This is a genomic window from Salinibacter sp. 10B (assembly GCF_002954405.1).
In the GTDB taxonomy this organism is placed as follows: Bacteria; Bacteroidota; Rhodothermia; order Rhodothermales; family Salinibacteraceae; genus Salinibacter.
Genome location: NZ_MQWC01000004.1, coordinates 3167516 through 3191059 on the forward strand (window position 1 = coordinate 3167516; position 23544 = coordinate 3191059).

Sequence of the window (23544 nt, forward strand, 5' to 3'; positions counted from 1 at the left end):
GAAGTCTTCTCTTTATGAGTCGTGGCGGCGGACCCGTTGTCGACTCTCCTCACGTCTCCGAGGTGTGGGGATCTTGGGACTGACCATGGTCCTGCGTCCGCCCGTTCCCGACGTTCTTTCGACACGACCCGACACCCACCCATGTCTCTCCAGGATCTTCGTGCCCAGGCCAACGCCCGCTCGCCCGACGAGCTAGTGGAGCATCTCAAGAGCTTTGAGCTCGATCTCGAGTTTACCGCTGGGATCTGGTTCTTTACCCAGGTAGATTCCCGGTTCCACGATCACTACAAGGAGGCCCGTTCCATTGAGGAGCGCCTCGACATTGCAGCGTCGCTGAAGGACTACGGCCTCGTCGGACTTGAGGCACACTACCCGAACGAAATCAACGAGGACAACGTCGAGCTCTGGAAGGATTTTCAGGAGGACACGGGCATTGAGCTCGTGACGACGATCCCCCTTCTTTTCTACGACCAGCAGTTCGAGTTTGGCTCCCTTTCGAATCCAGACGAGGAGGTTCGCCAGAATGCCATCGAGCGGACGAAGCGGACCTTTCGGATCGGGAAAGAGGTGGACACCGACTTTTCCGTGATCTGGCCGGGCATCGACGGGTACGAAAATCCGTTCGGCATCGACCTGGCGGCCATGCGGACCCGCTTCGAGGAGGGGCTGGCCGAGGCCCTGGACGCCGTGCCGGGCACGCGGGTAGCGTTTGAGCCGAAGCCGTACGAGCCGCGCGGACACATTCTCTATGGTCTCACCCCCGAAGGCAACCTTCTCGGCCGCAACGTGGAGGCAATGCTGACGGCTGATGAGAATCGGCGTCTGCTGGACGAGGGGCACAAGCTCGTCTGTATGAACCCGGAGATCGGACACGTGCACATGGGCTACGAGGATCTGCCGTACGCTCTCTCCTGGCCGCTGTCGGAGGGCCGCCTCGCGCACACGCACTGGAATAGCCAGCCGCTCGGCAACTACGACCAGGATCTTAACGTGGGCACCATCTCGCCGGAGCAGATGGAGGCGGGGCTTTACACGCTCAAGATGCACGGCTACGACGGCCGCTTCGGCATCGACATCAACCCGGAGCGCCAGCCGGTGGACGTGGCGCTCAAGATCTCGATGGATGCGTTGCGGGCCGCAAAAGAACGTATCAACGGCCTCGACCACGAGCGCATCATCGAGGCCACGACGAACCCGAGCGAGAATCGAGGCTTCATCGAGGCCTATCTGGCGCGTGAGCGGGCACCGGAAGGGGCGGATCTGCCGGCACTCGACGAGACGCTCCAGACGGCGACGGACCGCACTTCGAGTTAGCCGGATGAGGCTTCTTATTTCGAGGGCGGGCGAAAGGGACGCTTCCTGTTTCGGGAGGGTCCCTTTTGTTGTTCAGATGACACACCCACGCAACGCATCGGTCAGGACATCCCGCTATGCTGAAAGTCGACGATCCGGAAGACATTTTCCGGCTCCCGAAGATTTTCTGTACTCGACCCGATGAACTACTACCATCTTCGAAGGATCGATGTGCATCTGCCGAGCGCGTTCGCACAACGAAGCCTCCTCCGTTTGCTTCCGGCTCGATGCGGGATCTTCTCCGATAGACAAAAGCAACTCCGTCCGATACGGAGCTACTCGTAAAATGCATGATCATTCTGCATCGTTCGTATAAGGAAATGGCTGACCGGTCCTCTCGCGATGTGATGTGGCTTTCGCGGTGGTCTTCAGAGCCGATTTGTAGCTCTCTGTCGCGAAAGTCGCCTCAATCGTTCGGCCGGAAACCCGCTCCTGAGCGGGAGCACCCCTTACAGGGGACTACACATACTTTGCACGATAGCACAGGCCGTTCTAGGAGAGGAGAGGCCGACAGCGCTCCAGGTTTGATTCGGCCCGGTTGCCCTCGGCAGAATCCGGATCAAGTGGACCGACGTGGGGATATGACGGATGCATCCGATCCGCTTCCCCACAACCTTCCGTTGCACACATGAACCAGATTCCGGAGGCCACCCCGGAGATCCAGGAACAGATTCGCCCCGAGGCGGTCGCCAACCGGGTGCAGTCCGTGCGGGAACGCATAGCAAAAGCCTGTGAGCGTGCCGGACGGTCGCCCGACGAGATTACCATCGTTGGCATTTCGAAGACATTTCCCATGCAGGCCGTCGAATCAGGAAAAGCAGCGGGGATTGATCATTTTGGAGAGAATCGGGCACGGCAGTTGCGGGATAAGGCACGGACGCGGCCCGGTCGGTTCAAGGCGGGGGACGTGGTCTGGCACATGGTGGGCCACCTCCAGACGAACAAAGCCAAGTTTGTGGCGCGCCATGCCGACTGGTTCGATGCCCTCGACAGTTTGCATCTGGCTGAGGAGCTCGATGAGCGGGCGGCCAAGAACAATCGCGTGCTTCCCTGTCTTGTACAGGTTAACGTGACGGGCGAGGAGCAGAAGTACGGCCTTGATCCGGCAGAGGTGCACGATGTCCTAGACCAATGTGCACAGTTCGAGTACTTGGCCATCAAAGGCCTTATGGCCATGGCCTCGTTCGTCGACGATTCCGAACAGGTGCGAGACGAATTTCGACGGGTTCGATCGCTTTTTGAGACCTACGATCCGACCGGCAACCCCCGTGTGGAGATGACGGAACTCTCCATTGGCATGAGCAATGATTTCGAGATTGCCGTCGAGGAAGGAAGCACAATGGTACGAATTGGAAGTGCTATCTTTGGGCCGCGCGACTACGATTAACGCCGACTCGAAACAGTGTAGGGCGATTCTGGTGAAAATACGGTAAATCAAGCGACACATCTTGCCCGTAGTTGTTCCCTGAAGTCACGTTTTCTACTCTGTACTCATTCGGGACACGGCGCTTCCGTCCCGACACTCAATGGACCGGGGAGTGCTCCGTGTACTGTCCCACTGATTGATTAATGTCATGAAACTTACGCCACTCGACATTCGGAAACAGGATTTCGACAAGAGCCTCCGTGGCTACAGTCCCGACGAGGTGGAGGCCTTCCTCGACATGGTGGCCTCGCAGTGGGAAGAGATGGAAGATGAGCGGCGGCGCCTGGAGAACAAGGTCCAGGAGCTCGAAAATCAGATGGAGCACTACCAGCGGGTGGAGGAGGCATTGCAGGAGGCCCTCGACCAGACGCGCCGGAATGCCGAGCAACAGTTGGAGAATGCGAAGCAGGAGGCAAAGAACATTGTTCAGGAGGCGAAGACGGAGGCGCAGGAAATCAAGCAGCGGGCGCAGGCGAAGCGCGACCAGTTGGAGGCCGAGGCTCATACCATCCAAAACCGCCGGAACGAGGTAGTGGCCCGGCTCCGGGCATTCCTGCACTCCGAGCTTGAAATCCTGGACGAGTACCAGCAGGATGATCAGACGCGAGAGGAGAGTGCCCCGGAGGCACGCACGGGCACGGGGGAGCGTGCACCGGACGTAAGCACACTAGACGAGCCGGAGGTAGACGAGTCTGCTCCAGGTGAACAGAGTCCCGCCGAGCCGGAGGTGGACACTGCAGCCATCGAGAGCGCGGCGGATGAGATTGCCGACGAAGCGACGAAAGAGGAGGCGCCGGAGCCGGACGTGTCGGCGGAGCCCGAGGTGGAAGACCAGAACGTGCCTCCCTCGGCAGCCGCCGATGCTTCCGAAGAGGTTGAGGAGGAGGAAGACTTTGCGGAGGAGTTTGCCGGTCTGCAGGACTCGCTCTCCGACGTGATCGACGAAGAGGAATTCCAGGAGGCTTCTGCCGCCGACGAAGAAGACGAGAACGAGTCCGACATTTTTGAGGACGACACGCTGCCCGACATCGGGGGGCTCGACGAAACGACGGAGTCGGAAGCCGACGCCGCGCCGTCGGAACCGGCTGTGGAAGCAGGGCCGGACCCGTCGGCTGCGGACACGAGTGCCGACGATGCCGACAAGGCGGAGGACGACGGAGGATCGGACAGCTACCGTTCGTTTGAGGACATCCGAGAAGAAGTAAAAGAGGAGCCGATCGAGGCTGACACGTCGGAGTCGGAGAAAGAGGACACCTCCTCCACCGTCGAGGATCTGGACGACGAGACGGCCGAGATGGACTTTTCGGCGGCCTTCGAAGAGCCCGAGGGCGGAGGGGGGGGAGACGATGTGGAATCGGAGGCGCCCACGGCGGAGGTGTCAACGCCGTCGGTGGACGAGTCGGGAGCGGACGCGACGGAAGGCCCCGATCTGCCGTCGGAAGAAGAAGAGGATGACCTGGAGCGGGCCATGCGATCACTCTTTCCCGTTCTCCCCGATGAGGAAGAGCCTTCTGCTGCCGAGACGTCGGCAGAATCGTCGTCTTCTCCACCGGAGGCGAGCTCCACGTCGACACAATCGGACGAAGAGGAGGAGGGAAGTCGACACCCGACGGGCTCTCAGTTTGAAGCGATCAAAGAGGACGTACAGCAGCGTGAGGAGGAGCGGGACGAGGAGGAAAAGAAAGAGAAGAAAAATCGATCGCGCTCTACGGACGAGGAGGAGGCCTCTACGGAAGAGATTGAAAAGATCTGGAGCATCCTCGAGGACATGGAGTAGGAGGCTCCGTCTTGTCTTCTCACGCGACGATTGTGTTACCCTCTTCCGTTTTTCCCATTCCCGGCAATGTCCGAATCGAACGCATCCCCTGCGCGTACTGCCGACGATACTCGAACGTACCGGCGCCACGTAGAAGAAACGGCTACTGCTCTTCGAGAGCAGTTGTCCACCGTTCCATCGATCGCCCTCGTACTGGAATCCGGGATTGGCCGTCTCGATGAGGGCCTTGCCGAGGCACGGACGTGGAAACTGCGCGACCTGCCGCACGGGCCGTCGGACACGGAGGGCCCTGAACGTACTCTCTCGGTGGGGAGCTTTGAGTCAACTCCTCTTTTCACGCTGGAGGGGGCATTGTCGCTGCACGAAGGATTTACGCCGTACGAGGTGGCCTTTCCTGTGCGTGTGTTGGCCGAGGCAGGGGTGGAGACCATTCTGTTTGTGAACACCGCCGGGAGTGTAGACCCAGTCATTGAGACGGGCAGTTTGGTTCTCGCGACCGACCACATCAACTTCCAAGGGGGGAATCCGCTCGTAGGGCCGAACGTGGACGATTGGGGACCACGGTTCCCGGACATGACATCGCCATACGACCCTGCCCTGCGGGCCGCCGCCGAGGAGGCGGCATTGCGGCATGGCCTTCAGCTTCACGAGGGCATCTACTTTGCCATGCTGGGCCCAAATGCGGGAACGCGGGCCGAATACCGAATGATACAGTCCCTGGGAGCCAACGTTGTGGGAACGAGCACGGTGCCCGAGGTCATTGTGGCCCGACACATGGGGGTTCAGGTGCTGGCACTGTCGGTGGTGACTGAGCAGTGTCTCGTCGGGGAGGGGGCGTCGTCCGACTCGAAGGACGTTTCAGTATCGGCGATTCGTCCGCGGCTCCAGGTGCTTCTTCAGACCCTCATCGAGGAAGGCACGAACGGAACGGGCGCAAAGGCGTGATGCAACCCTCGCGGTTGTATTGCACCTCTCCGCGTCGTCAACCATTTTAACTGCGCTCGTCCGACGGGTCGTGCAGCGGCGGGCAATCTGTGATCCCTGAGTATCTGTCGTTGACTTCTGAGCGTATGGACACCGAGTCCTCTTCTGCTTCCTGGAGCGTCCACAAATTTGGAGGGACGAGTCTCGCCACCCCCGATCGCATTCGGCACGTGGCGTCTCTGTTGTCCGAGCACGGACAGCGAGCGGTCCAGCAGTCGTCGGCTGGTTCCAACTCGTCGGTTGGGCCTCCCCCCACGGCCGTCGTCGTGTCCGCAATGGGAGGCGTGACGGATCAACTGCTCAACCTGATGGAGTCCGCGCCGGCGGGAGACGACCGGCTCCACAACCAGCTGCAGGCGCTCCGCAGTGAGCAGCGGGACGTGATTACCGAGCTCCTGCCAAGTGAGGCGGCATCGTCTCTTCTCGCTGCCCTCGACGAGGACGTGGACGACATAAGCGATGTACTTCGGGCCACCCGGCACATGCGATCAGCGCCAGACACCGCGCGCGATCTGGTGGCGGGCTACGGCGAGCTCTGGTCGGCTCGCGTGCTGGCCGGTGTGCTACAGGCCAACGGCGTATCGGCCGTCTCGTGCGATGCGCGCGACGTGCTCGTCGTAGAGCACGGCCGGCTGGGACCGGAGGTCGACTGGGACACGACCCGCGAGCGTTTTGTCGACTGGCAGGCAGAACAGGACGCGGAGGTGCTTGTCCTGACCGGGTTCATTGCCTCGACGCCTGAGGGGGTGCCCACGACACTGGGACGCAACGGTTCTGACTACTCGGCCGCCATCTTTGCTGCCCTCCTGGGTGCGAAGTCACTCACGATCTGGACGGATACGGATGGGGTCATGAGTGCCGATCCGCGCTACGTGCCCGATGCTCAGACCCTCGACACCCTCACCTACGAAGAGGCCATGGAGCTGGCCTACTTCGGTGCCCGCGTCATTCATCCTCGCACCATGGCCCCCGCCATCGAGCACGAGATCCCGATCACCATCCGCAATACCTTCGAGCCGGATACGCCCGGCACGCGAATCCATCTGGAGGGCAGTGGCGATTCGGTCGTCAAGGGATTTTCTACGATCGATGACGTAGCCCTGCTGAATTTGGAGGGCACCGGCATGATTGGCGTTCCCGGCATTGCGCGGCGGCTGTTCGATGCCTTGGAAGACGAAAATGTGCCTGTGATCCTCATTTCGCAGGGCAGCTCGGAGCACTCCATCTGCTTTGCGGTGCCGCAGGAGCAGGTGGAGACTGCGCGCGAGGCGACCCAACAGGCCTTCTACGCCGAGATGGATCGAGGGGAGATTAAACAGGTGGAAGTGACCCCGAACTGTAGCATTCTGGCTGTGATTGGGGATCGCATGTCGGGCACGCCGGGGGTGGCCGCCACGTTTTTCGGCGCGCTGGGCGATGCGGGCGTCAACGTACGGGCCATTGCGCAAGGCTCGTCGGAGCGAAATATTTCAGCAGTCGTGGATGGGGCCGACGCCCAACGGGCACTCCGAGCCGTCCACGCGGGGTTTTATCTCTCCAAGCGCACCTTGTCGATTGGAATCATTGGGGCGGGGAACGTGGGGGCAGCCCTGCTCGACCAGATCGGCGACCAGGTCGAACGGCTCCGTGAGGAACAGGACATCGACCTTCGGGTGCGGGGCGTGACGACGACGGACACGATGCTTCGGGCAGAGCAGAGCGTTGATCTCGATGCGTGGCGCGACGCGTTGGCGGCAGGCGAAGAGGCGGATCTGGAGGCGTTCGTCGATCACGTGCAGACCGATTACCATCCCCACACCGTTCTCGTAGACTGCACGGCGAGCGATTACGTAGCTCAACATTACGAACGATGGTTGCGCCAGGGCATCCACGTGGTGACGCCGAATAAGCGTGCCAATACGGCCTCATGGGAGACATATCAGTCCCTTCAGGCGGCCAGCCGCGGCACCCGCCCGCACTACCTCTACGAAACGACAGTGGGGGCAGGCCTGCCCATCATCCAAACCCTCGAAAATCTTACGGAGACGGGAGACCGTGTGCACCACATTGAGGGGATTCTTTCCGGTACGCTCTCGTATCTCTTCAACGCCTTTGACGGCAACCGGCCGTTCTCTGAGATTCTAACCCAGGCAAAGGCGGCGGGCTTCACTGAGCCCGATCCGCGTGATGATCTCTCCGGTATGGACGTGGCGCGCAAAGTCGTCATCCTGGCCCGTGAGATGGGACTCTCACTAGAGCTTGACGATGTGACAGTTGAGGGGCTCGTGCCGGATGCTCTCAAAGAAGGGAGCGTCGAGGAATTCTTGGAACGGCTGCCGGAGCACGACGAAACGATGACGGACATTCTGCGCACGGCGCAGGCAGAAGGCAAGGTGCTTCGATTCGTGGGAAGCGTGAAGCGGGATGGCACGGCGTCGGTCCGGCTGCGGCGGTATCCGGAAGATCATGCCTTCGCCCGCATCAGTCATACGGATAACATTGTGCGCTTTCAGACGGACCGGTATCAGCAGAACCCACTCATCGTGCAGGGGCCGGGGGCCGGACCGGAGGTGACGGCGGCAGGGGTTTTTGCCGACCTGCTCCGCTTAATGACGTAGACTGCACTCGGGGTACCGCGTGTGGGCGGAAGGGGCACTGGAAATTGCGTCTTCCGTACTGTGTGAAGACGGAAAGGGAAGGCACGATACGCAATGCGAAATACGCAATTCATGGGAAATGGGTTGACCGAATAGCCAGACGACATGGACACAGAAGTAACCGTATTTGCCCCGGCATCCATGGGCAACGTGGCCGTGGGGTACGACGTGCTGGGCAGTGCTCTGAACTGCATCGGCGACCGGGTGACGGTACGCCGGCTTGATGAGCCCGTCGTGCGGGTGGGCGGCATCACGGGGTGCGTGACGGACCTGCCGACGACGCCGGCCGACAACACGGCGACGGTGGCCCTGCTCGACCTGATGGAGACGCGGGACCTCGACTTTGGCTTTGAGGTGTCTCTGGAAAAAGGAATTCCGCTGGGGTCGGGGTTGGGCGGCTCGGCCGCATCGGCCGTCGGAGCCGTGGTTGCGGCTGCGGAGTTGCTGCCCATGTCGCTGTCGAACGACGAGCTTTTGCCCCACGCGTTGGCCGGGGAGGCGGTGGCGAGCGGGGCCATCCACCCCGACAACGTGGCGCCGTGCCTTTACGGCGGCCTCGTGCTGACGCGGGAGGTCGACCCGCCCGACGTGATTTCCATCCCAGTGCCGGATCGCATTCGGTGCGTGCTCGTCCGACCTGATCGCATGATTGAGACGCGGGATGCCCGTGCCTGTCTGCCGGAGTCGTTGCCGCTTACAGACTCGGTCAAACAAACGGCACACCTCGGGGCCTTCGTGGCTGGCTGCTACCGGAACGATTTAGAACTCATTGGACGGGCGCTGCGCGACCTCATTGTGGAGCCGCATCGGGCCTCCCTCGTGCCCGGCTTTGCCGACGTGCAGTCCGCCGCCATGGAGCACGGAGCGCTTGGTTGCTCCCTCTCGGGGGCCGGCCCCACCGTTTTTGCGTGGTGCGACGGCCCGGTGGAAGCTGAACGGATCGAAGAGGCGATGTCGACGGCCTTTGCAGCCCACGACGTGCCGACGGAGGCGTGGATTTCGACTATTCCGACCGCGGGCGCTCGGGCTGTGGAGCCGAGCCCTACCGACGCAGCCATGTGATCGGTCAGTGCCGGAATTTCCTCGGGGTATCGGCTGTTCGCCTCCTGTCTGAATCGGCGCGGACTCTTCCAGTGGTCACTTCTCTCTCGTCGGGTGTATCCAGAGAAAAGCGTACGCTGTTTTTCGCGTTTCGAAGAGACGAGAGGTCGCTATGCTTCGATCGGCCCGACTGGCCGTGCCGTTTTGGGGAGTTGTCTTTTTCTTGGGGACGTGTGGGAGTGGGTGTGACATGTTCGGCGATGGGGGGGCGTCCATTGAGCACAACCTTCGCTTTCAAGTCGTGGAGGACTGGGAGAATTCCGGGAAGCCGGTGGATCCTGCGCTCTTTCTCAAAATGGAGACGGCGGACACCCTTCGGTGTATAAACTTCCGCATTCAGCACACCTTTGAGCGAAGAGGGGCACAGCTCGTTGTCCGCGTGCTGGACGTCGAACTTCCCATCTCGATATGCCTGACGGCACTTGGACCCGCAAAGGCGCGTCGTCGGTTGTCGATTGAGCCTGGAACCTACACGCTCACTCTCGTCAATGGCTCGGTACAAGACACGTACGAAGTGTCTGTCACGGAGCGCCGCGTCGAAATTGAGCCCAGCGAGGGGGAATGGAGAGCACCTTCCGACACGTTGCTCTGGCGGTATCCCCGACGCTCGTTCGGGTACTACTGTGGCACGACCGACGACACGAAAGAGATTTGCGATCAATTCAGGTCTCGTCTTCAAGACCTTCCGTTAACCTCTATCGACATCCCGGACAGGGGACATTGGCCGTACCAGCGTCGGGTCGAGGGACATCCCTACAACGCGCCCGTTCGATTTTATCGGTATCCGAATTCGGAGACGTGGAGTCTCGTAAAGGACCGATTTCGCACCGTTGTCCGCCAGCACGTTCAAGGCATGGAGGGCGTGGGACTACGGATTGTCAATTGGCGCGCGGATAGTGTGCGTTCGGGGATCGCCGACGACGAAGAATAGGTCGTTGAAGGGGCGTCCCCTTCAGAGCTTCGTCTCCATTTTGGAAGATAGTGAATGCGTAAGAGTGGGACGCGTGAGTACGTGAAACGTGGACACAGGATGTTGTACTCAGCCTCAGTAGGATCTCACGCAATACAATTCGCGCAATACGGAGGACGAAACACGGAGCCAGCCCAGGGCAAGGAGCAGAAAGAGGGGCGGGCGTCATTTTCCATCAATCGACAACTCACTCACCCGCTGCTCGGCTTTGTCCAGCCGCGAGAGACAATCGTTGGCCAGGGCCACGCCCTCTTCATAGGTATCAAGGGCCTTTTCTAGGGAGGGGGGATCGTCTTCGAGCTGCTCGACGATGTCCTCGAGTCGATTGAGAGTTTCCTCGAAGGAGCGATCGGTGGGGGAAGAGGAGGAGTCAGTCTCAGTCATTGGACAGTTCGGGTGGTTCGGATGAAGGGACAATGCGAAGTAGGACAGCGTGGGCGGATTGTCAAGAGCAGGCAGGTGGGCATATGAACGTCACGCCGCTGGCGTATTCACGACTTCTCCAAAGTGCTTGGTCAGATGAATTCGTGAGGGGATACACTTACCCGGTGAGACCGTGCCCGTCAGGAGACTGAGGAGTGCGGCAAACCCGTATCCTCAAAACAGATCTGCATGGTCGGTTTGCTCCTTGAGGGCCTCTGCAGAGACGCCGCTTCAGTTCTGTGACGCTCCGGAGAGGGACGAATCGGGGATGCAGGAGACATCGTTCCCATGAAGAAGATCGTTTTATGTATACTCGCAGTTGTCTTGATTTTATCCGGAGGGACAGTGGTTCAAGCTCAAAGCCCGTCCGATGAGGAAGCAAAGATTCGGAGTGCCATGAGTGCGGCCGTGCCCTCCATTGCCGAGAAGGCCACGATAAAGGACTGGCCGTCGGAGCCCGGGGGAAAGATGGTTACCTTGCGCGAAGGCTCAGAGGACTGGACGTGTCTGCCGGACATGCCGGATACACCGGGAAATGATCCTATGTGTCTCGACGCTCCCTGGATGACGTGGGCCGACGCTTGGATGAATAAGACGGAGCCTCAAATTACGAAGATGGGATTTGGCTACATGCTCCAAGGGGGGACTCCGGAGAGCAACACGGATCCGTACGCCGAAGGCCCAACGTCGGATAACGAGTGGATGGACACAGGCGTCCCTCACCTGATGATTCTGGCACCGGAAGCGTCCATGCTGGAGGGATTGCCGACGAACCCGAAGAACGGGGGGCCATGGGTGATGTGGCGGAATACGCCATACGTCCACATTATGGCTCCCATGCCCCGCTACGATTTTGAAGGGAGTGGGAAGATCACGGAGAAGTGACGGGGAGGGCAGAAGACACGAGCGTTTGAGATCAAGAGAGCCTCGTTCAGGCGTCCTGTCCAAATGGTCTAAATTTCGGACTGAACCTAGTGTGACGGTGGAGGGTGTCAGGGCCGGTTCCTATTCTGCATATCGGTCATACACCCTCTACCATCATACTCTCTCTCCTCCATGGACCTCGGACTTCAGGATCGCGTCGCTATTGTCACCGGTGCCAGCCAAGGCATCGGCAAGTACATTGCTGAAGCGCTCGCCCGCGAGGGCTGCGACATTGCCATCTGTGCCCGTACCGAGTCCGATTTGGCGGACGCGGCGCAGGACATCGAAGACGAGGGCGCGGAGGTGCTGGCCCTGCCGATGGACGTGACCGACGCCGGGGAGCCGGAGCGGCTGGTGGAGGAGACCGCTGAGAAGTTTGGGCGCATCGACACCTACGTGGGCAACGTGGGCGGCAACCGGCGCGGGGACTTCGAGGACCTCTCAGACGAAGACTGGGAGGATCTGATCAATCTCAATCTGATGTCGCACGTTCGCGTGAGCCGGGCGTCCATTCCGCACATGCGCGAGGTGGAGGGCGCGTCCATTTGCTACATCTCCTCCATCTTTGGCCGCGAGCTGGGCGGCGCCGGCCTCTCGCTCTACAACACGACCAAGTCCGCTCTCATCAGCGTGAGCAAAGTCATGGCCCAGGAGCTGGCGCCGGAGATCCGCGTGAACAGTGTGGCACCGGGCTCGATTCGGTTTCCGGGCGGCAGCTGGGATCGGCGGGTGAAAGAGAATCCGGACGAGATGGAGCAGTTCGTCCAGGAGAACATCGCCATTGAGCGCTTCGGACGGGCGACGGAGGTGGCCGATGCGGTGACGTTCCTCTGCTCCGAACGGGCGAGCTTGATCACCGGGGCCTGCATCAACGTGGACGGAGGCCAGTCACACTCACTGATCTAGGGGAACGCAGGGGCGGGGGGACGAGAAGCACTTCGTGGCGTCTCGATCCTCTCGGCCTTCCTTACTCAAACCGTGTGAGCCGGACCCGGAGTCGGCGGGTCTGCGGGTCGGACTTGCGCCACTGCACGAGGATGGGACTCTGGTAGCGGCCCTGCACGATGGTTCCCTCGCCGTTCGACTCGTCTTCAGTTACCAGCAGGCTTACCGACCGCTTCATGCGAAGGAACCGCTCGGCGGGCACGGCCAAGCATTTGTCGATCACGCGCTCCACGAGCGACTCGCTCAAACCCAGGGTATCCACGACCTTGTTCACGAGACGTACGAGGTCGTACTTCGCGTAGTTTTTGGCCTTGTTGGGAATGGCGCCGGGATTGGAGAGCATGTTGCGCCCCTTTTGCGCCATAAACCGCAGCGGGTCGCGGAGCACGTCGACCAAGTCGTGCTTCATGAGCAGGGTTTCGTACTCGTTCACCGTGAGGCCAGCGTGTTTTTCGTCTGGCGGCAAGTCGATTGTGATTCGGCCCGTTTTGATGCCGCGCTCGGCCAACATCTCGTGGAGTTGGTCGAAAATGCCAAGGCGAGGATCGCGCAAACTCACCGAATCAATGCGGTGGTTCGACACCGGGACCGTGATTTCCGTCTCCTCAACGGTCCGCTCGTCGTCGTATCCAATGACAGTGGTGCGGCGCTCGCGCCGGTTCTGGTTGTCTTTGTTTACGCCGTCGAGGTCAACGAAGAAGACCGGCCGTGACGGGTCGCTGGGATACGTTACGCAATTTTCGAGTCCGGAGCCAATAAAGGTGAGGTGTGAGTCGGCATTACGGGGTTCGGTCTGGCGCTGCTCCGGGCTTAGCTCTTTCCGAAGGTGAAGCTGGTCGTGCTGGTAATCAGCCCCGAAGGGAAAGAGCTCCCGAAAGGGGGCAATAAACTCCTGTACTTGATCGGGGTGACGGTCGAGCCGCTTGCAGATCGTTTCTTCGAGGTACCCGGCCGTCGTGTGGTAGGAGCAATACAACGCTTTGCGGTGGGCCTCCAGAAACCCTTCCGTTTCGTCCTTCACGTGCTGGTTCACGTCGATCACATCGAGACGACGCTCGGGCTGGAAGTGAATTGTAAGTTGGCTCGGATCCGAAGCCATGGGAAAAAGGCGACTGTGACGGAAGGTCGGCCAATCACGAAAGCAGACCGACAAGGGGGCGACGCGGAATAAAAAGAGCGCCGAAGAAGGTACACAAGAAATCCCGTTGCGTACCCAAATTGCAAATCCGTCGGATGTACAGGTGATGAATGGGTCAGTTCCAGTTTGAAAGCCCTTCCAAAGTGAATGAACTGCACCAAAAACGCGAGTATGGAATGTAATTTCTCCGTTTTAACAATCTGACGGAGACTTTGGAGGCCTCGCAGGATGGTCTGAAGGGGGCGACTACCATTGCCCTGCGCGTCTCATTTGAAGGAGGGGCCGTCCGCTTTGTAATTTCGTTCCTATCTTTCACCCGTCACGTTGCATCAACTGACCGAACGATTCATGGCGCACGTCGTCGTTACCCGCCCGCTCGTGGAGGGGGGGCTTACCGAACTCCGAAAAGACCACACCGTCACTGTCTGTGATCCGCCAGAAGGGGCCGCTCGTTCGGAGGAGGAGTTGATTGCGCTGGCGGACGGGGCCGACGTCCTTCTTACGGTGCTGGCCGACCCCGTGACGGAGCGCGTCTTTGCGGCGTGCCCGGATCTGAAAATGGTCGCCCAATACGCTGTGGGGATTGACAACATCGACCTGGACGCCGCGCAGGCACACGACGTGGTGGTCACGCACACGCCAGGCGTGCTCACGGACGCGACGGCCGACATGGCGTGGGCGCTGTTGTTGGCCGCGGCCCGGCGCGTGCCGGCGGCCGACGACTACGTGCGGGAGGGACAGTTTGAACGCTGGGAGACGACGCTATTGCTGGGCACAGAGTTGGCCGACAAGACGATGGGGATCGTGGGGCTTGGGCGTATTGGGGCAGCGGTTGCCCGGCGGGCTCTCGGCTTCGGGATGAACGTCGTGTACCACAACCGGACCCGTGCGAATCCAACGGTCGAGCGGCAAACGAGTGCGCAATATGTCGAGTTGGAGGAGCTACTCAGCACAAGTGACGTGGTGTCGCTTCATTGTCCCCTCAATGAGGACAGTCGGCACCTCATCGATGCAGCGGCGCTCGGGCGTATGAAGGACGAGGCGATTCTCGTGAACACCGCTCGGGGAGCTGTCGTGGACGAGGCGGCGCTCGTGGAGGCCCTGTCGGCGGGCTCGATTGCGGGGGCGGCGTTGGATGTCTTCGAGGATGAACCCGACGTCCATCCTGGGCTAATGGAGCAGGATCGGGTCGTATTGGCCCCCCACTTGGGCAGTGCTACCACAGAGACCCGCACGGAGATGGTGCATATGTGCGTCGAATCGATCCGGGCTCGGCTGAGTGGGGCAGAAGAGATTCCTCATCGGGCAGTGTAGGGGGCACGCACAATCCCCATTTCTAACTCCATTCTGCTTGGGGATCTGTGATGCGTGGTCCAAACGAAACCAGGAGGCAGTCTCGTGCTCCTACTCTCGCGTGCAGGAAGCGCCAGTGATCGTTCTTGAGAATCGTACGGGGCACTGCAGAATCGGCAGCCAAACCACACGTGTGTTGCATCTGACCGGCGGGATGGACGGTCCCGTTTCCGATTTCGGACAGCCGAAAGGGGGGAGTACACCCGGAAGCGTCCTTCTGCGGAGCGGTCCGGTTTTTGTTGTCTGAAAGGCACCCTGTGTTTCTCTACTCTTTCTGGCGACTGATCTCTCGTATCCATGGCTTCGGTCCGATTGGCCTTCGCCCTGCTCCTGTTTGGATTGGGGACGACTGCCGCCTCGGGACAAACGTCGTCTCCGGACGGGCCGAAGAGTGTGCCGGACACGGTACTTCGACGGGTAACCACGGCCTTCATTGATGGCAACGCTCAACTTCTCCTGTCGCCGGCGGCCGACCGAGTCGAGGTCAGCCTCTTCGGGACGCGCACGTTCTACAGTAGTGCGCAGGCGTTTTATGTGTTGAGAGAATTCTTTGACACGCACACCCCCTCCTCGTTTGCGCTGAGCGACGCCACCGGAGCAGGCCGGAGCTGTTTCGTGCGAGGGCGGCTCGACCATGCCCACGGCGAACGGACCCTTCAGGTATACGTTCGGCTCGTGCAACGCAGCGACGTGTGGCAGTTGCATGAGGTGCGCATCGACGCGGACGTCGAGTAGCGATCAGGGAGTCCATGCGGGCGGTCGGTGCACTGGGCCGCTCGGGGTTCCTCTGTCGGATGAGGACTGACGTCAACGCCTCGGTTCCGCACACGCAAACGGCAGGGCTGAACGAGTGAACCAACGACGCGCGTCGCCGCCTGCTGCTGCAGCCTCTTCGGATCCGTATTCTTTACGATGCGCTCCCCTCTCTCGCTTGCTCGGAGTGCGCCCTGGATGGGAGTGGGCGCTCTTCTCGTTCTCGTACTGGTCGGAACGGCCGGGGCGCGATGGTGGGCAGTGCACCGGATCGAGACCGATCCCGAACAGCGGCGAGATGCGGTGGTGGATGCTGCCCTTTCGACCGCCGAAGAGCATTTCGACGCCCTCCACGATCGAGTGCGCGCGCGGGCCGAGCAGCTAGCGACGGATTCCGTGGTCGTGCAGGGCGTGGAGCATTGGCATGCGCAGGGCCAGAGACCCTCCACACTGGTGCGTCGGTTGCTCGATGTGCCGGTCGGCGATCGGACAACGGTGGAGGTCTACACGCCCATGCCGCGCGTGCTGGCCTGGAATGGGCGGCGCATGCCGCTCGGCACGGCCCCCAACGAAGAGGCCTTCCTTCAGCGGCCGCAGACCGCCATTGTTAGCGACGGGTCCGTGCGCCAGGCACTGGTGGTGTGGTGGCCCATACAGAAGAAGGGACAGACCCTCGGGGCCGTGCGGGTGGTGCAGACGATTCGGTACAATCCTCCGGTCAAAAATCGATACATTCAGGGGTTCAGTCTGGAGGAGACATGGGGGGCAGAAACGGGGGAATCCGTGCAGCTTTTGTGGTCGGCGTCGGCGAAGGAAATTCAGCAGCCGCATCGGGCCCTGCGGGGGACGCACGGGGTGCTCGGATATGTGGAGGTTACGCCTCCGACTACGGCTCGTCTCATTCAGCGCACCGCAGCCTTCTACGACGACCTTCTAGCGGCATGGGCCACCCTTCTGTTGGGATGGGGAATAGGGATGGTCGTCGTGTGGTATTTGCAGCTTGCGCGGCGGCCGGGGCTCCGACGACATCCGGAGGCTCGAACGGCGCTTGCCGGCCGGTTTGCCCTTTTCACGGCGCTTTGGGTCGCTGGTCGTTATCTTTTGTTGGCCCTCGACGTGCCCGGTCGCTGGGTTGAGCGCATAGGGGCCCTCGCGGTGCTGTTTGATCCCAGTCGGCTGGCGTCCACGATTGGAGGGGGCATCCTCCAGTCCGTCGGCGATTTGTTTTTGACGAGCGGGTGGGCTGTGCTACTGGCCGGAGGACTGCTGCATCTGGGGCTGCGGTACCGCGTCCGGGCAGACTCGCTCAGGGCGCTACTGGAGACCATTCGGGCGCACCCGCCAAGGCAACCGTCCGCTGTTCGTTTCTGGGGGCTCGTGGTTGCCCTGGTCGGAATCAGTCTGTCGAGCATTCTGGGCCTTGCGTACGCAGTGCGGCGCGCAGTGCTAGACAGCACCCTCGACTTCTTCTCGCGGACCGGTCTTCTCCCGGAGCCTTTGGTGCTGATCGTACTCAGTGCTCTGGTGCTGTTGGTGCTTGCTGTTCTCTTGTTCGGAACCGCATGCACGTGGATTGGACTCCGGCTCGGCCTGCGGTACCGACCGACATGGCCGCGGAGTCTCATCCTGCCGGGGGTGGTCATGCTGTTTGCGCTCGGCGTCGTCGTTCTGTATCTGGGGACGGAGGCCCAAGTGCTTGTGCCGTTTCCGTATCCACTGTTCTTGATGGGAACGGTGGGAGCAGGAGCAGTCTACGGCATGGTGGGTCGGAAAGGAGGCATCGAGATTCTAACGGTACGAGGGCTGCTCCTGCCCCTCTTTGCCGTTACGCTGCTTTTCTATCCGCTCCTCTATGCTGGCATGGACGCACAGCGCCGCGAGCGGATGGTTGAGGCTGCCCAGTCGTTCGAGGAGGGGTACGATCCGCGGGCGATCTATTCGATCCGGCAGGTCCTCCGGGCGGCGGAGGAGGAGCTCGGGCCTGTGCTGGCAAGGCAGGACCGTCTCGGAGAAGCGGCCGTCGACTCCGTAGCCACCCGGCTCGTGCGGCGCTCGCTGCTGGCGTCTCTCACGACGTACGAGGTTCGCCTCACGCTTCTCGACGCCGAGGGGACGCCGCGCCGGCGGTACGGGGCCGAGGGGCGTCGGCCCTTCCGTTCGGGGGCGCAACGGGTCGACCGCTCCGTCTTCCAGGTGTTAAACTACACGTATACCCATCAGCTCTCGCCTGGACCGGTCATTGACCGGCTGGCCGGAGAACGAGGAGTGGTGCGGGCGGGGGAGCGCTTTCAATATGCCGGGCTGCATCGGATTAACGAAGGAACCGACCGCGAGACGTGGGTTCTGTTTCGGGCCGAGCCGCGCTCGCTGTTGCCGGGAGCGGGGACGGGCGTGCCCCGCGTGCTACTTCCGGACGGATCGTTTGGCGATCTGTACGCTGAGTTGTCGCTGGCCGAATTTCGGGACGGAGCCCTCGTGCGAAGCTACGGGGAGAGCTTCGGGCGAACCCAACTGCGCCCGGCCTACCGGACGGCGCTGCAGAAACGAACGACGCTCTGGCAGACGGAAACGGCACAGGGACAGCAGTACCTCACGTACTACTACCGGCCGCCGGAGAAGGGCGGAGTGACAGTGGCTGCACGCATCCCGGCGATTCTTGCGTTTGATCACCTCTACTACTTGCTTCGGCTGACTGTGGCGGGGCTGGGGGTGGGGATCCTCATCTACTTACTGGGGCTGTTCGGCCGGTATCGACACGGTCTCGTGCCGGCCGAGCGCATCCGATTCCGCAACAAGGTGCTGAACGCATTTCTGGTGGTGGGAGTCGTGTCGATGGTGGCGGTGGGCGTGGTGGGCGTGCAGGTGGTGACCAGCGAGAACGAGCGCGTCGTGGAGCGGCGCCTGCGCGACCATCTGGTCCGCGTGGAGGAGACGCTCTCCCTGGAGGCACGACCCGAGGAGGCGCTCTGGCAGGTCGCGGGGCGGATGGATGTGGATTCGCTTGCCGCGCGGGTGGGGCTCGACCTCCGGCTCTACGAGGACGGCCAGCTGGTGGGAACGAGTCGTCCCCGGCTCGTACGGGACGGACTGGTGGACGAGCGGCTGCCGGGCGCTGTGTACCAGGAGCTCTACGACAACGCCTATCGGTTTGCCGCCGCCGAGGCCGCCATTGGACAGTTTCGGTACCGGGTGGGTTACCGGGCCCTCGTGGATGAGGCCGGTACGCCCCGGCTCGTGGTGGGCGTGCCCACGCTCGCCCAGCAGGAGCAGGTTGCCGAGGAGCAGGCGCGCACCCTTGCCTACCTCTTCGGCGCGCTGCTGGTCCTGGTCGTGGCGGTGATGATTACAGCCATCATTCTTGCGAATGCACTCGCCCAGCCCATCGCTCGTCTCCGCGAGGGTCTGGAGGCGGTGGGGGAAGGCCGGTTTGCGGAGAAACTCCCGGTCGACACGCGAGACGAGATCGGAGACCTCGTGCGCACCTTTAACGAGATGCGGGCACAGCTCGCCGAGAGCCGACGCAAGCTCGCCCAGCAGGAGCGGGAGATTGCCTGGCGCGAGATGGCGCGACAGGTGGCCCATGAGATCAAAAATCCGCTCACGCCGATGAAGCTCTCCATCCAGCATCTCCGCCGGGCCTTTGAGCGGGAAAAGGGAGACAACAATTCGGACTTTCCGGCCCTGTTCGACCGCATCACGTCGACCCTGATCGAGCAGATCGAGTCGCTCGTTCGTATTGCCAACGAGTTTTCGACCTTCGCGCGTCTGCCAACCCGCGTACCGGAGTCACTCGACCTCAACGAAGTCATCCGGGAAGCCGTTCGGCTCATGGAGGAAGACGCTGGGGCTGGGTGTATCGAGCTTGACCTGCACCCGGAGCCACTGGTAGTAGAGGCCGACCGCGAAGAGCTGCGCCGTACCTACATCAACCTTTTGAAGAATGCCCTTCAGGCTCTGCCGGAGGACAACGGGCGCGTGCAAGTTACGTCCGCCGAAGTGGACGCGGAGGGCGAAGCCATGGCCGAGAGCCGCGTGATCGACAACGGGACCGGCATCCCGCCGGAGGTGCAGGACAAGATCTTCGAACCCAACTTTTCCACGAAGACGAGCGGGACGGGACTCGGGCTTGCCATTGCCCAAAAAAGCATCGATGAGCTCGGGGGGACGATTGGGTATGAGACGGAGGCTGGGGAAGGAACGACCTTCTGGGTGCGGTTGCCACTGGATTCTTCAGGGGCGTAAGTCGCGGCGAGAACCGAACATCTGGGTGGAGCCACAGCGGAGGATCCTCAGGGGGCTGAGGTCCCGTTTCGGGTGCAGGCGGGGCAAGAGAGCTCCGAGAATGGGAAAGGGACCCTTCCTCCAGAAAGGATCTCCTCCTCCATTTTGCACGTCCTTGTACCCCTCGAACTCCCCGATCCTCCGAAGAATCTTCCCGCGAGAATTGCCGAGTCTCATTGATAAAGCCCTCTGGGACCGCCTATCTTAAAACTCCCGGTCCGCGTCTTTTCGTCCAATCTCTCCCTGTGCCGTGCAAACCAAATATCTCTTCGTCACCGGTGGTGTGACCTCCTCCCTCGGCAAAGGCATCTTCAGTGCCTCCCTCGGACGGTTGCTTGCGGCCCGGGGGCTCGACGTGTCGATTCAAAAGTTTGACCCGTACATCAACGTCGATCCCGGCACGATGAACCCGTACGAGCACGGGGAGGTGTACGTGACAAACGACGGGGCCGAGACCGACCTCGACCTCGGCCACTACGAGCGGTTTCTCGACCAGCCGACGAGCCAGGCCAACAACGTCACCACCGGTCGGGTCTACATGGAGGTCATCACCAAGGAGCGGGAGGGGGCGTACCTGGGCAAGACTGTGCAGGTGGTGCCCCACATCATCGATGAGATCAAGCACTGGATGCTGAAGCTCGGAGAGACGGGCAACTACGACGTGGTGATCACCGAGATCGGCGGCACGGTGGGCGACATCGAAGCGCAGCCGTACCTGGAGGCGATCCGCCAGCTGCGCAACGATCTGGGGCCGCACAACACCATGATCTCGCACCTCACACTCATCCCGTACCTCCGGGCGGCGGGCGAACTGAAGACCAAGCCCACCCAGCACTCCGTCAAGGAGATGCTCGCCCACGGATTGCAGCCGGACAGCATCGTGTGCCGCTCGGAGATGCCCATTGATGCCGATGTGCGGCGCAAGATTTCCCTCTTCTGCAATGTGGAGGAGGAGGCCGTCATTGAGATGCTCGATGCAGAAACGATCTACGAAGTCCCGCTGCTTCTCAAAGATGAGGGCATGGGCGAGTTCGTCGTGGATCGGTTCTATCCCGAGAGTGGTCAGGACGACACGTGTCGAAACGATCCAGAGCTGGATGACTGGATCGAGTTTCTCAAGAAGCTGAAGAATCCGGAGGAGACAATTCCGATCGCGCTGGTGGGGAAGTACGTCGAGCACCAAGACGCCTACAAGTCGATCTCCGAGAGCTTCATTCTCGCCGGGGTGCCGGACGAGGTGCAGGTGGACGTCAAACACGTGCTGTCGGAAGACCTCGCGGAAGGCAATGTAGAGGCGGAGCTCGGCGACGTTGCGGGCATTCTTGTGGCGCCCGGATTTGGAGATCGGGGCGTGCAGGGCAAGGTGCTGGCGGCGAAGTATGCTCGGGAGAACGACGTCCCGTTCTTTGGGATCTGTCTGGGCCTGCAGTGCGCTATTATTGAGTTTGCGAGGAACGTGTGCGGCTGGGAAGGCGCCCACTCTACGGAGTTCGACGAAGAGACGGCCTACCCCGTCATCGACCTCATGGAAGAGCAGAAAGAAATTTCGGATAAGGGGGGCACTATGCGCCTCGGCCAGTACGACTGCGAGATTCAGGAGGGCTCTCGGGCCCACGAAATCTACGCAGATACCATGGTGCAGGAGCGGCATCGTCACCGCTATGAGGTCAACAACCTCCTTCGCTATAAGCTATTGGAGGAGGGCATGCGCTTTACCGGGGTAAACCCTGATACCGATCTGGTTGAGATCATGGAGTTGCCGGAGAAGCGATGGTTTCTCGGTGTGCAGTTCCACCCTGAGTACAAGACGACGGTGGGACATCCGCACCCACTTTTCCGCTCGTTCGTGCGGGCCTGCCGGACCTACGCCCACGAGAAGGACCTCGTCGAAACCCCGCAGCCGCCCGAGCGCGAAGCCGTCCCTCTCGCTTCCGCGGACATGTGAAGGATGCGTTGAACGTTCAATGTTCTTACAGGGTGCGGATGAGGCCGAGCAGTCGACCGATGACGTAGCAGCCCGGATGGTCGGGCGGGAAGGTGTCTTCGGTGTAGTGGCGATCGGCCGGGCGGAGGTGAAGGCGGCCGTTGGCAAAGTGAAAGGTTCGGGCGAGCAGTTTTGCCTGTACGAGGACAGCCACGAGGGCTCCATTCTCCAGATCAGACCAGTCCATCTCTTCAATTAGAAGCAGGTCACCTTTCTGAATGGCAGCCCCGTTCATTCCGTCGTCGCCTGCCTGGCCCACCAGGCAGGCGTCCGGGTCGCGGGCCTGACGCAGCAGACGATCGTCTACCGAGATCGTCCCCTTGGGACGTTCGCGCAGCCGCTCGGGTTGGTCGCTAGCCGTACGACTGATAATCGGAAGGCGCGGCTGCCCGCTCCCCATTCCGAACGGATCCGAGGTCTCGTCGACCAACTCAATTCCGCGTGCTGCATGTTTTTCTCTCTCGATCCACCCCTTCTTTTCTAGCGCCTGCAGGAGCTTGTAAACACCGTTAGTCGACGCAATCCCGAGGGCCTCTCCGATTTCCTGCAGCGTGGGAGGTTTGCGATGCTGGTCCATGTAGCCACGAATGAACTCGTAGGCCTCATTCTGGCGCTGGGTGAGGCGATCCTTGGCCATGGGAATAGTGGAGAATATGTAACGGAATCGGTATGAAAGCCCCGCGGTCGGCACGGGCACAGACGAGGGGGAGAGCCTGTCCCCGTCGGACATGTGTAGATAAGGGGAAATGAGAACAGAAGGGAGGGTGAAAATGTTTTTACCCCTCAGGAGAAGGTGGTGAACATATTTTCACTTCGGAGGGAGAGGAGGAGGGGAAGCAGGGGAATTCCGCATGTGCACATACTTCGGACATGGAAGGAATGGGCCTGAGAAACGCCATTTAGCGCCGCTAAACCTTGACATTGAGTGCAAGAGCCGTACCTTGTGGATGCGCGTGGGGAATTGTGGGGAATTATCCCAGACATTCACTCGCGGCTGTTTGCCGTCCTGTTCATTTATTGCACCCCGCCCCGTATGGTGCCGCTGCGATCATGGTGTTCAAGGGACAGGCTGAATATTCCGTAGACAGCAAGGGGCGGGTTGCCATTCCGGCAAAGATGCGGAATGCAATGGCGCCCGAGGCACAGGGGACTTTCACAATTACACGTGGGTTTGAGGAGTGCATTTTCCTATACCCGATGGATCGGTGGTCGTCGATTGAGGAGGAGATCGGCGAGTTGAACATGTACAATCGCGAGGCTCGTGACTTTATCCGCATCATTATGATGTGGGCCGATGAGGTCTCGCTCGATGGGCAGGGACGGATCAGCATTCCGAACTCGCTGGTCGAGTTGGCCGGGCTTGACGACACGGCGCTCATTTTGGGGGCGTTCGATCACATTGAAATTTGGGATCCTGAACAGTTCGACGAGTATCTCAACGAGCAGCCGTCCGACTACGAGACGCTCGCCGAGCGCGTGATGGGAATGTAATGCAA

17 protein-coding genes are annotated in these 23544 nt (G+C 61.0%); 14 read left to right on the forward strand and 3 right to left on the reverse strand.

The genetic code is table 11. From position 1 onward, the window contains the following. Positions 1-141: 141 nt before the first annotated feature. The 7 genes from BSZ35_RS12900 to BSZ35_RS12930 all read left to right on the forward strand — a co-directional run bounded on the left by BSZ35_RS12900 (position 142) and on the right by BSZ35_RS12930 (position 10208). Positions 142-1314, forward strand: a complete 1173-nt coding sequence (locus tag BSZ35_RS12900) for a TIM barrel protein (protein WP_105012829.1) — start codon at positions 142-144, stop codon at positions 1312-1314. Positions 1315-1981: 667 nt separating this feature from the next. Beyond that, positions 1982-2740 (forward strand): YggS family pyridoxal phosphate-dependent enzyme, encoded by a 759-nt coding sequence (locus BSZ35_RS12905; RefSeq protein ID WP_105012830.1) that lies wholly within the window; start codon positions 1982-1984, stop codon positions 2738-2740. Positions 2741-2927: 187 nt separating this feature from the next. Next, positions 2928-4556: a DivIVA domain-containing protein gene (locus BSZ35_RS12910; protein WP_105012831.1), complete on the forward strand. Its 1629-nt coding sequence runs from the start codon at positions 2928-2930 to the stop codon at positions 4554-4556. 66 nt (positions 4557-4622) lie between these two features. Continuing rightward, positions 4623-5501: a purine-nucleoside phosphorylase gene (locus BSZ35_RS12915; RefSeq protein ID WP_105012832.1), complete on the forward strand. Its 879-nt coding sequence runs from the start codon at positions 4623-4625 to the stop codon at positions 5499-5501. Between the two features lie 125 nt (positions 5502-5626). Beyond that, positions 5627-8137, forward strand: a complete 2511-nt coding sequence (thrA, locus tag BSZ35_RS12920) for a bifunctional aspartate kinase/homoserine dehydrogenase I (protein ID WP_105012833.1) — start codon at positions 5627-5629, stop codon at positions 8135-8137. Positions 8138-8281: 144 nt separating this feature from the next. Then, on the forward strand, positions 8282-9238 hold the full coding sequence (locus BSZ35_RS12925; protein ID WP_105012834.1) for a homoserine kinase: 957 nt from the start codon (positions 8282-8284) through the stop codon (positions 9236-9238). A 151-nt stretch (positions 9239-9389) separates the two neighbouring features. Further along, positions 9390-10208, forward strand: a complete 819-nt coding sequence (locus BSZ35_RS12930) for a hypothetical protein (protein ID WP_105012835.1) — start codon at positions 9390-9392, stop codon at positions 10206-10208. A 204-nt stretch (positions 10209-10412) separates the two neighbouring features. Here BSZ35_RS12930 and BSZ35_RS12935 read toward each other — a convergent pair whose 3' ends face one another. Next, positions 10413-10631, reverse strand: coding sequence for an exodeoxyribonuclease VII small subunit (locus tag BSZ35_RS12935; protein WP_105012836.1), 219 nt, complete (start codon positions 10629-10631; stop codon positions 10413-10415). A 384-nt stretch (positions 10632-11015) separates the two neighbouring features. Between BSZ35_RS12935 and BSZ35_RS12940 the strand changes: the two genes are divergently transcribed. Together BSZ35_RS12940 and BSZ35_RS12945 are read left to right on the forward strand one after the other, a co-directional pair. Then, complete coding sequence (locus BSZ35_RS12940) at positions 11016-11555, forward strand: hypothetical protein (RefSeq protein ID WP_146110090.1); 540 nt, start codon at positions 11016-11018, stop codon at positions 11553-11555. Positions 11556-11726: 171 nt separating this feature from the next. After that, complete coding sequence (locus tag BSZ35_RS12945) at positions 11727-12500, forward strand: SDR family oxidoreductase (RefSeq protein ID WP_105012838.1); 774 nt, start codon at positions 11727-11729, stop codon at positions 12498-12500. Between the two features lie 61 nt (positions 12501-12561). Here the strand turns inward: BSZ35_RS12945 and BSZ35_RS12950 are convergent, their stop codons facing one another. Continuing rightward, the gene (locus BSZ35_RS12950) at positions 12562-13638 is read right to left on the reverse strand and encodes a hypothetical protein (protein WP_105012839.1); all 1077 of its coding nucleotides are present in this window, start codon (positions 13636-13638) and stop codon (positions 12562-12564) included. A gap of 387 nt (positions 13639-14025) precedes the next feature. Between BSZ35_RS12950 and BSZ35_RS12955 the strand changes: the two genes are divergently transcribed. The 4 genes from BSZ35_RS12955 (at position 14026) to BSZ35_RS12970 (ending at position 22009) form a co-directional block, all read left to right on the forward strand. Continuing rightward, positions 14026-14991 (forward strand): D-glycerate dehydrogenase, encoded by a 966-nt coding sequence (locus tag BSZ35_RS12955; protein WP_105012840.1) that lies wholly within the window; start codon positions 14026-14028, stop codon positions 14989-14991. A 336-nt stretch (positions 14992-15327) separates the two neighbouring features. After that, positions 15328-15765, forward strand: coding sequence for a DUF4783 domain-containing protein (locus BSZ35_RS12960; protein ID WP_105012841.1), 438 nt, complete (start codon positions 15328-15330; stop codon positions 15763-15765). 177 nt (positions 15766-15942) lie between these two features. Beyond that, entirely contained in the window at positions 15943-20025 is a 4083-nt protein-coding gene (locus BSZ35_RS12965; protein WP_105012842.1) for an ATP-binding protein, read from the forward strand. Between the two features lie 289 nt (positions 20026-20314). Continuing rightward, positions 20315-22009, forward strand: a complete 1695-nt coding sequence (locus tag BSZ35_RS12970; protein ID WP_105012843.1) for a CTP synthase — start codon at positions 20315-20317, stop codon at positions 22007-22009. Between the two features lie 25 nt (positions 22010-22034). On the opposite strand, the gene BSZ35_RS12975 is transcribed toward BSZ35_RS12970, so the two are convergent. Next, positions 22035-22685, reverse strand: coding sequence for a S24 family peptidase (locus tag BSZ35_RS12975; RefSeq protein WP_258096290.1), 651 nt, complete (start codon positions 22683-22685; stop codon positions 22035-22037). A 413-nt stretch (positions 22686-23098) separates the two neighbouring features. On the opposite strand from BSZ35_RS12975, the gene mraZ reads away from it, so the two are divergent. Then, a complete protein-coding gene (gene mraZ, locus BSZ35_RS12980) occupies positions 23099-23539 on the forward strand; it encodes a division/cell wall cluster transcriptional repressor MraZ (protein WP_181149335.1) in 441 nt (146 codons plus the stop codon). The last annotated feature ends 5 nt before the right edge of the window (positions 23540-23544 follow it).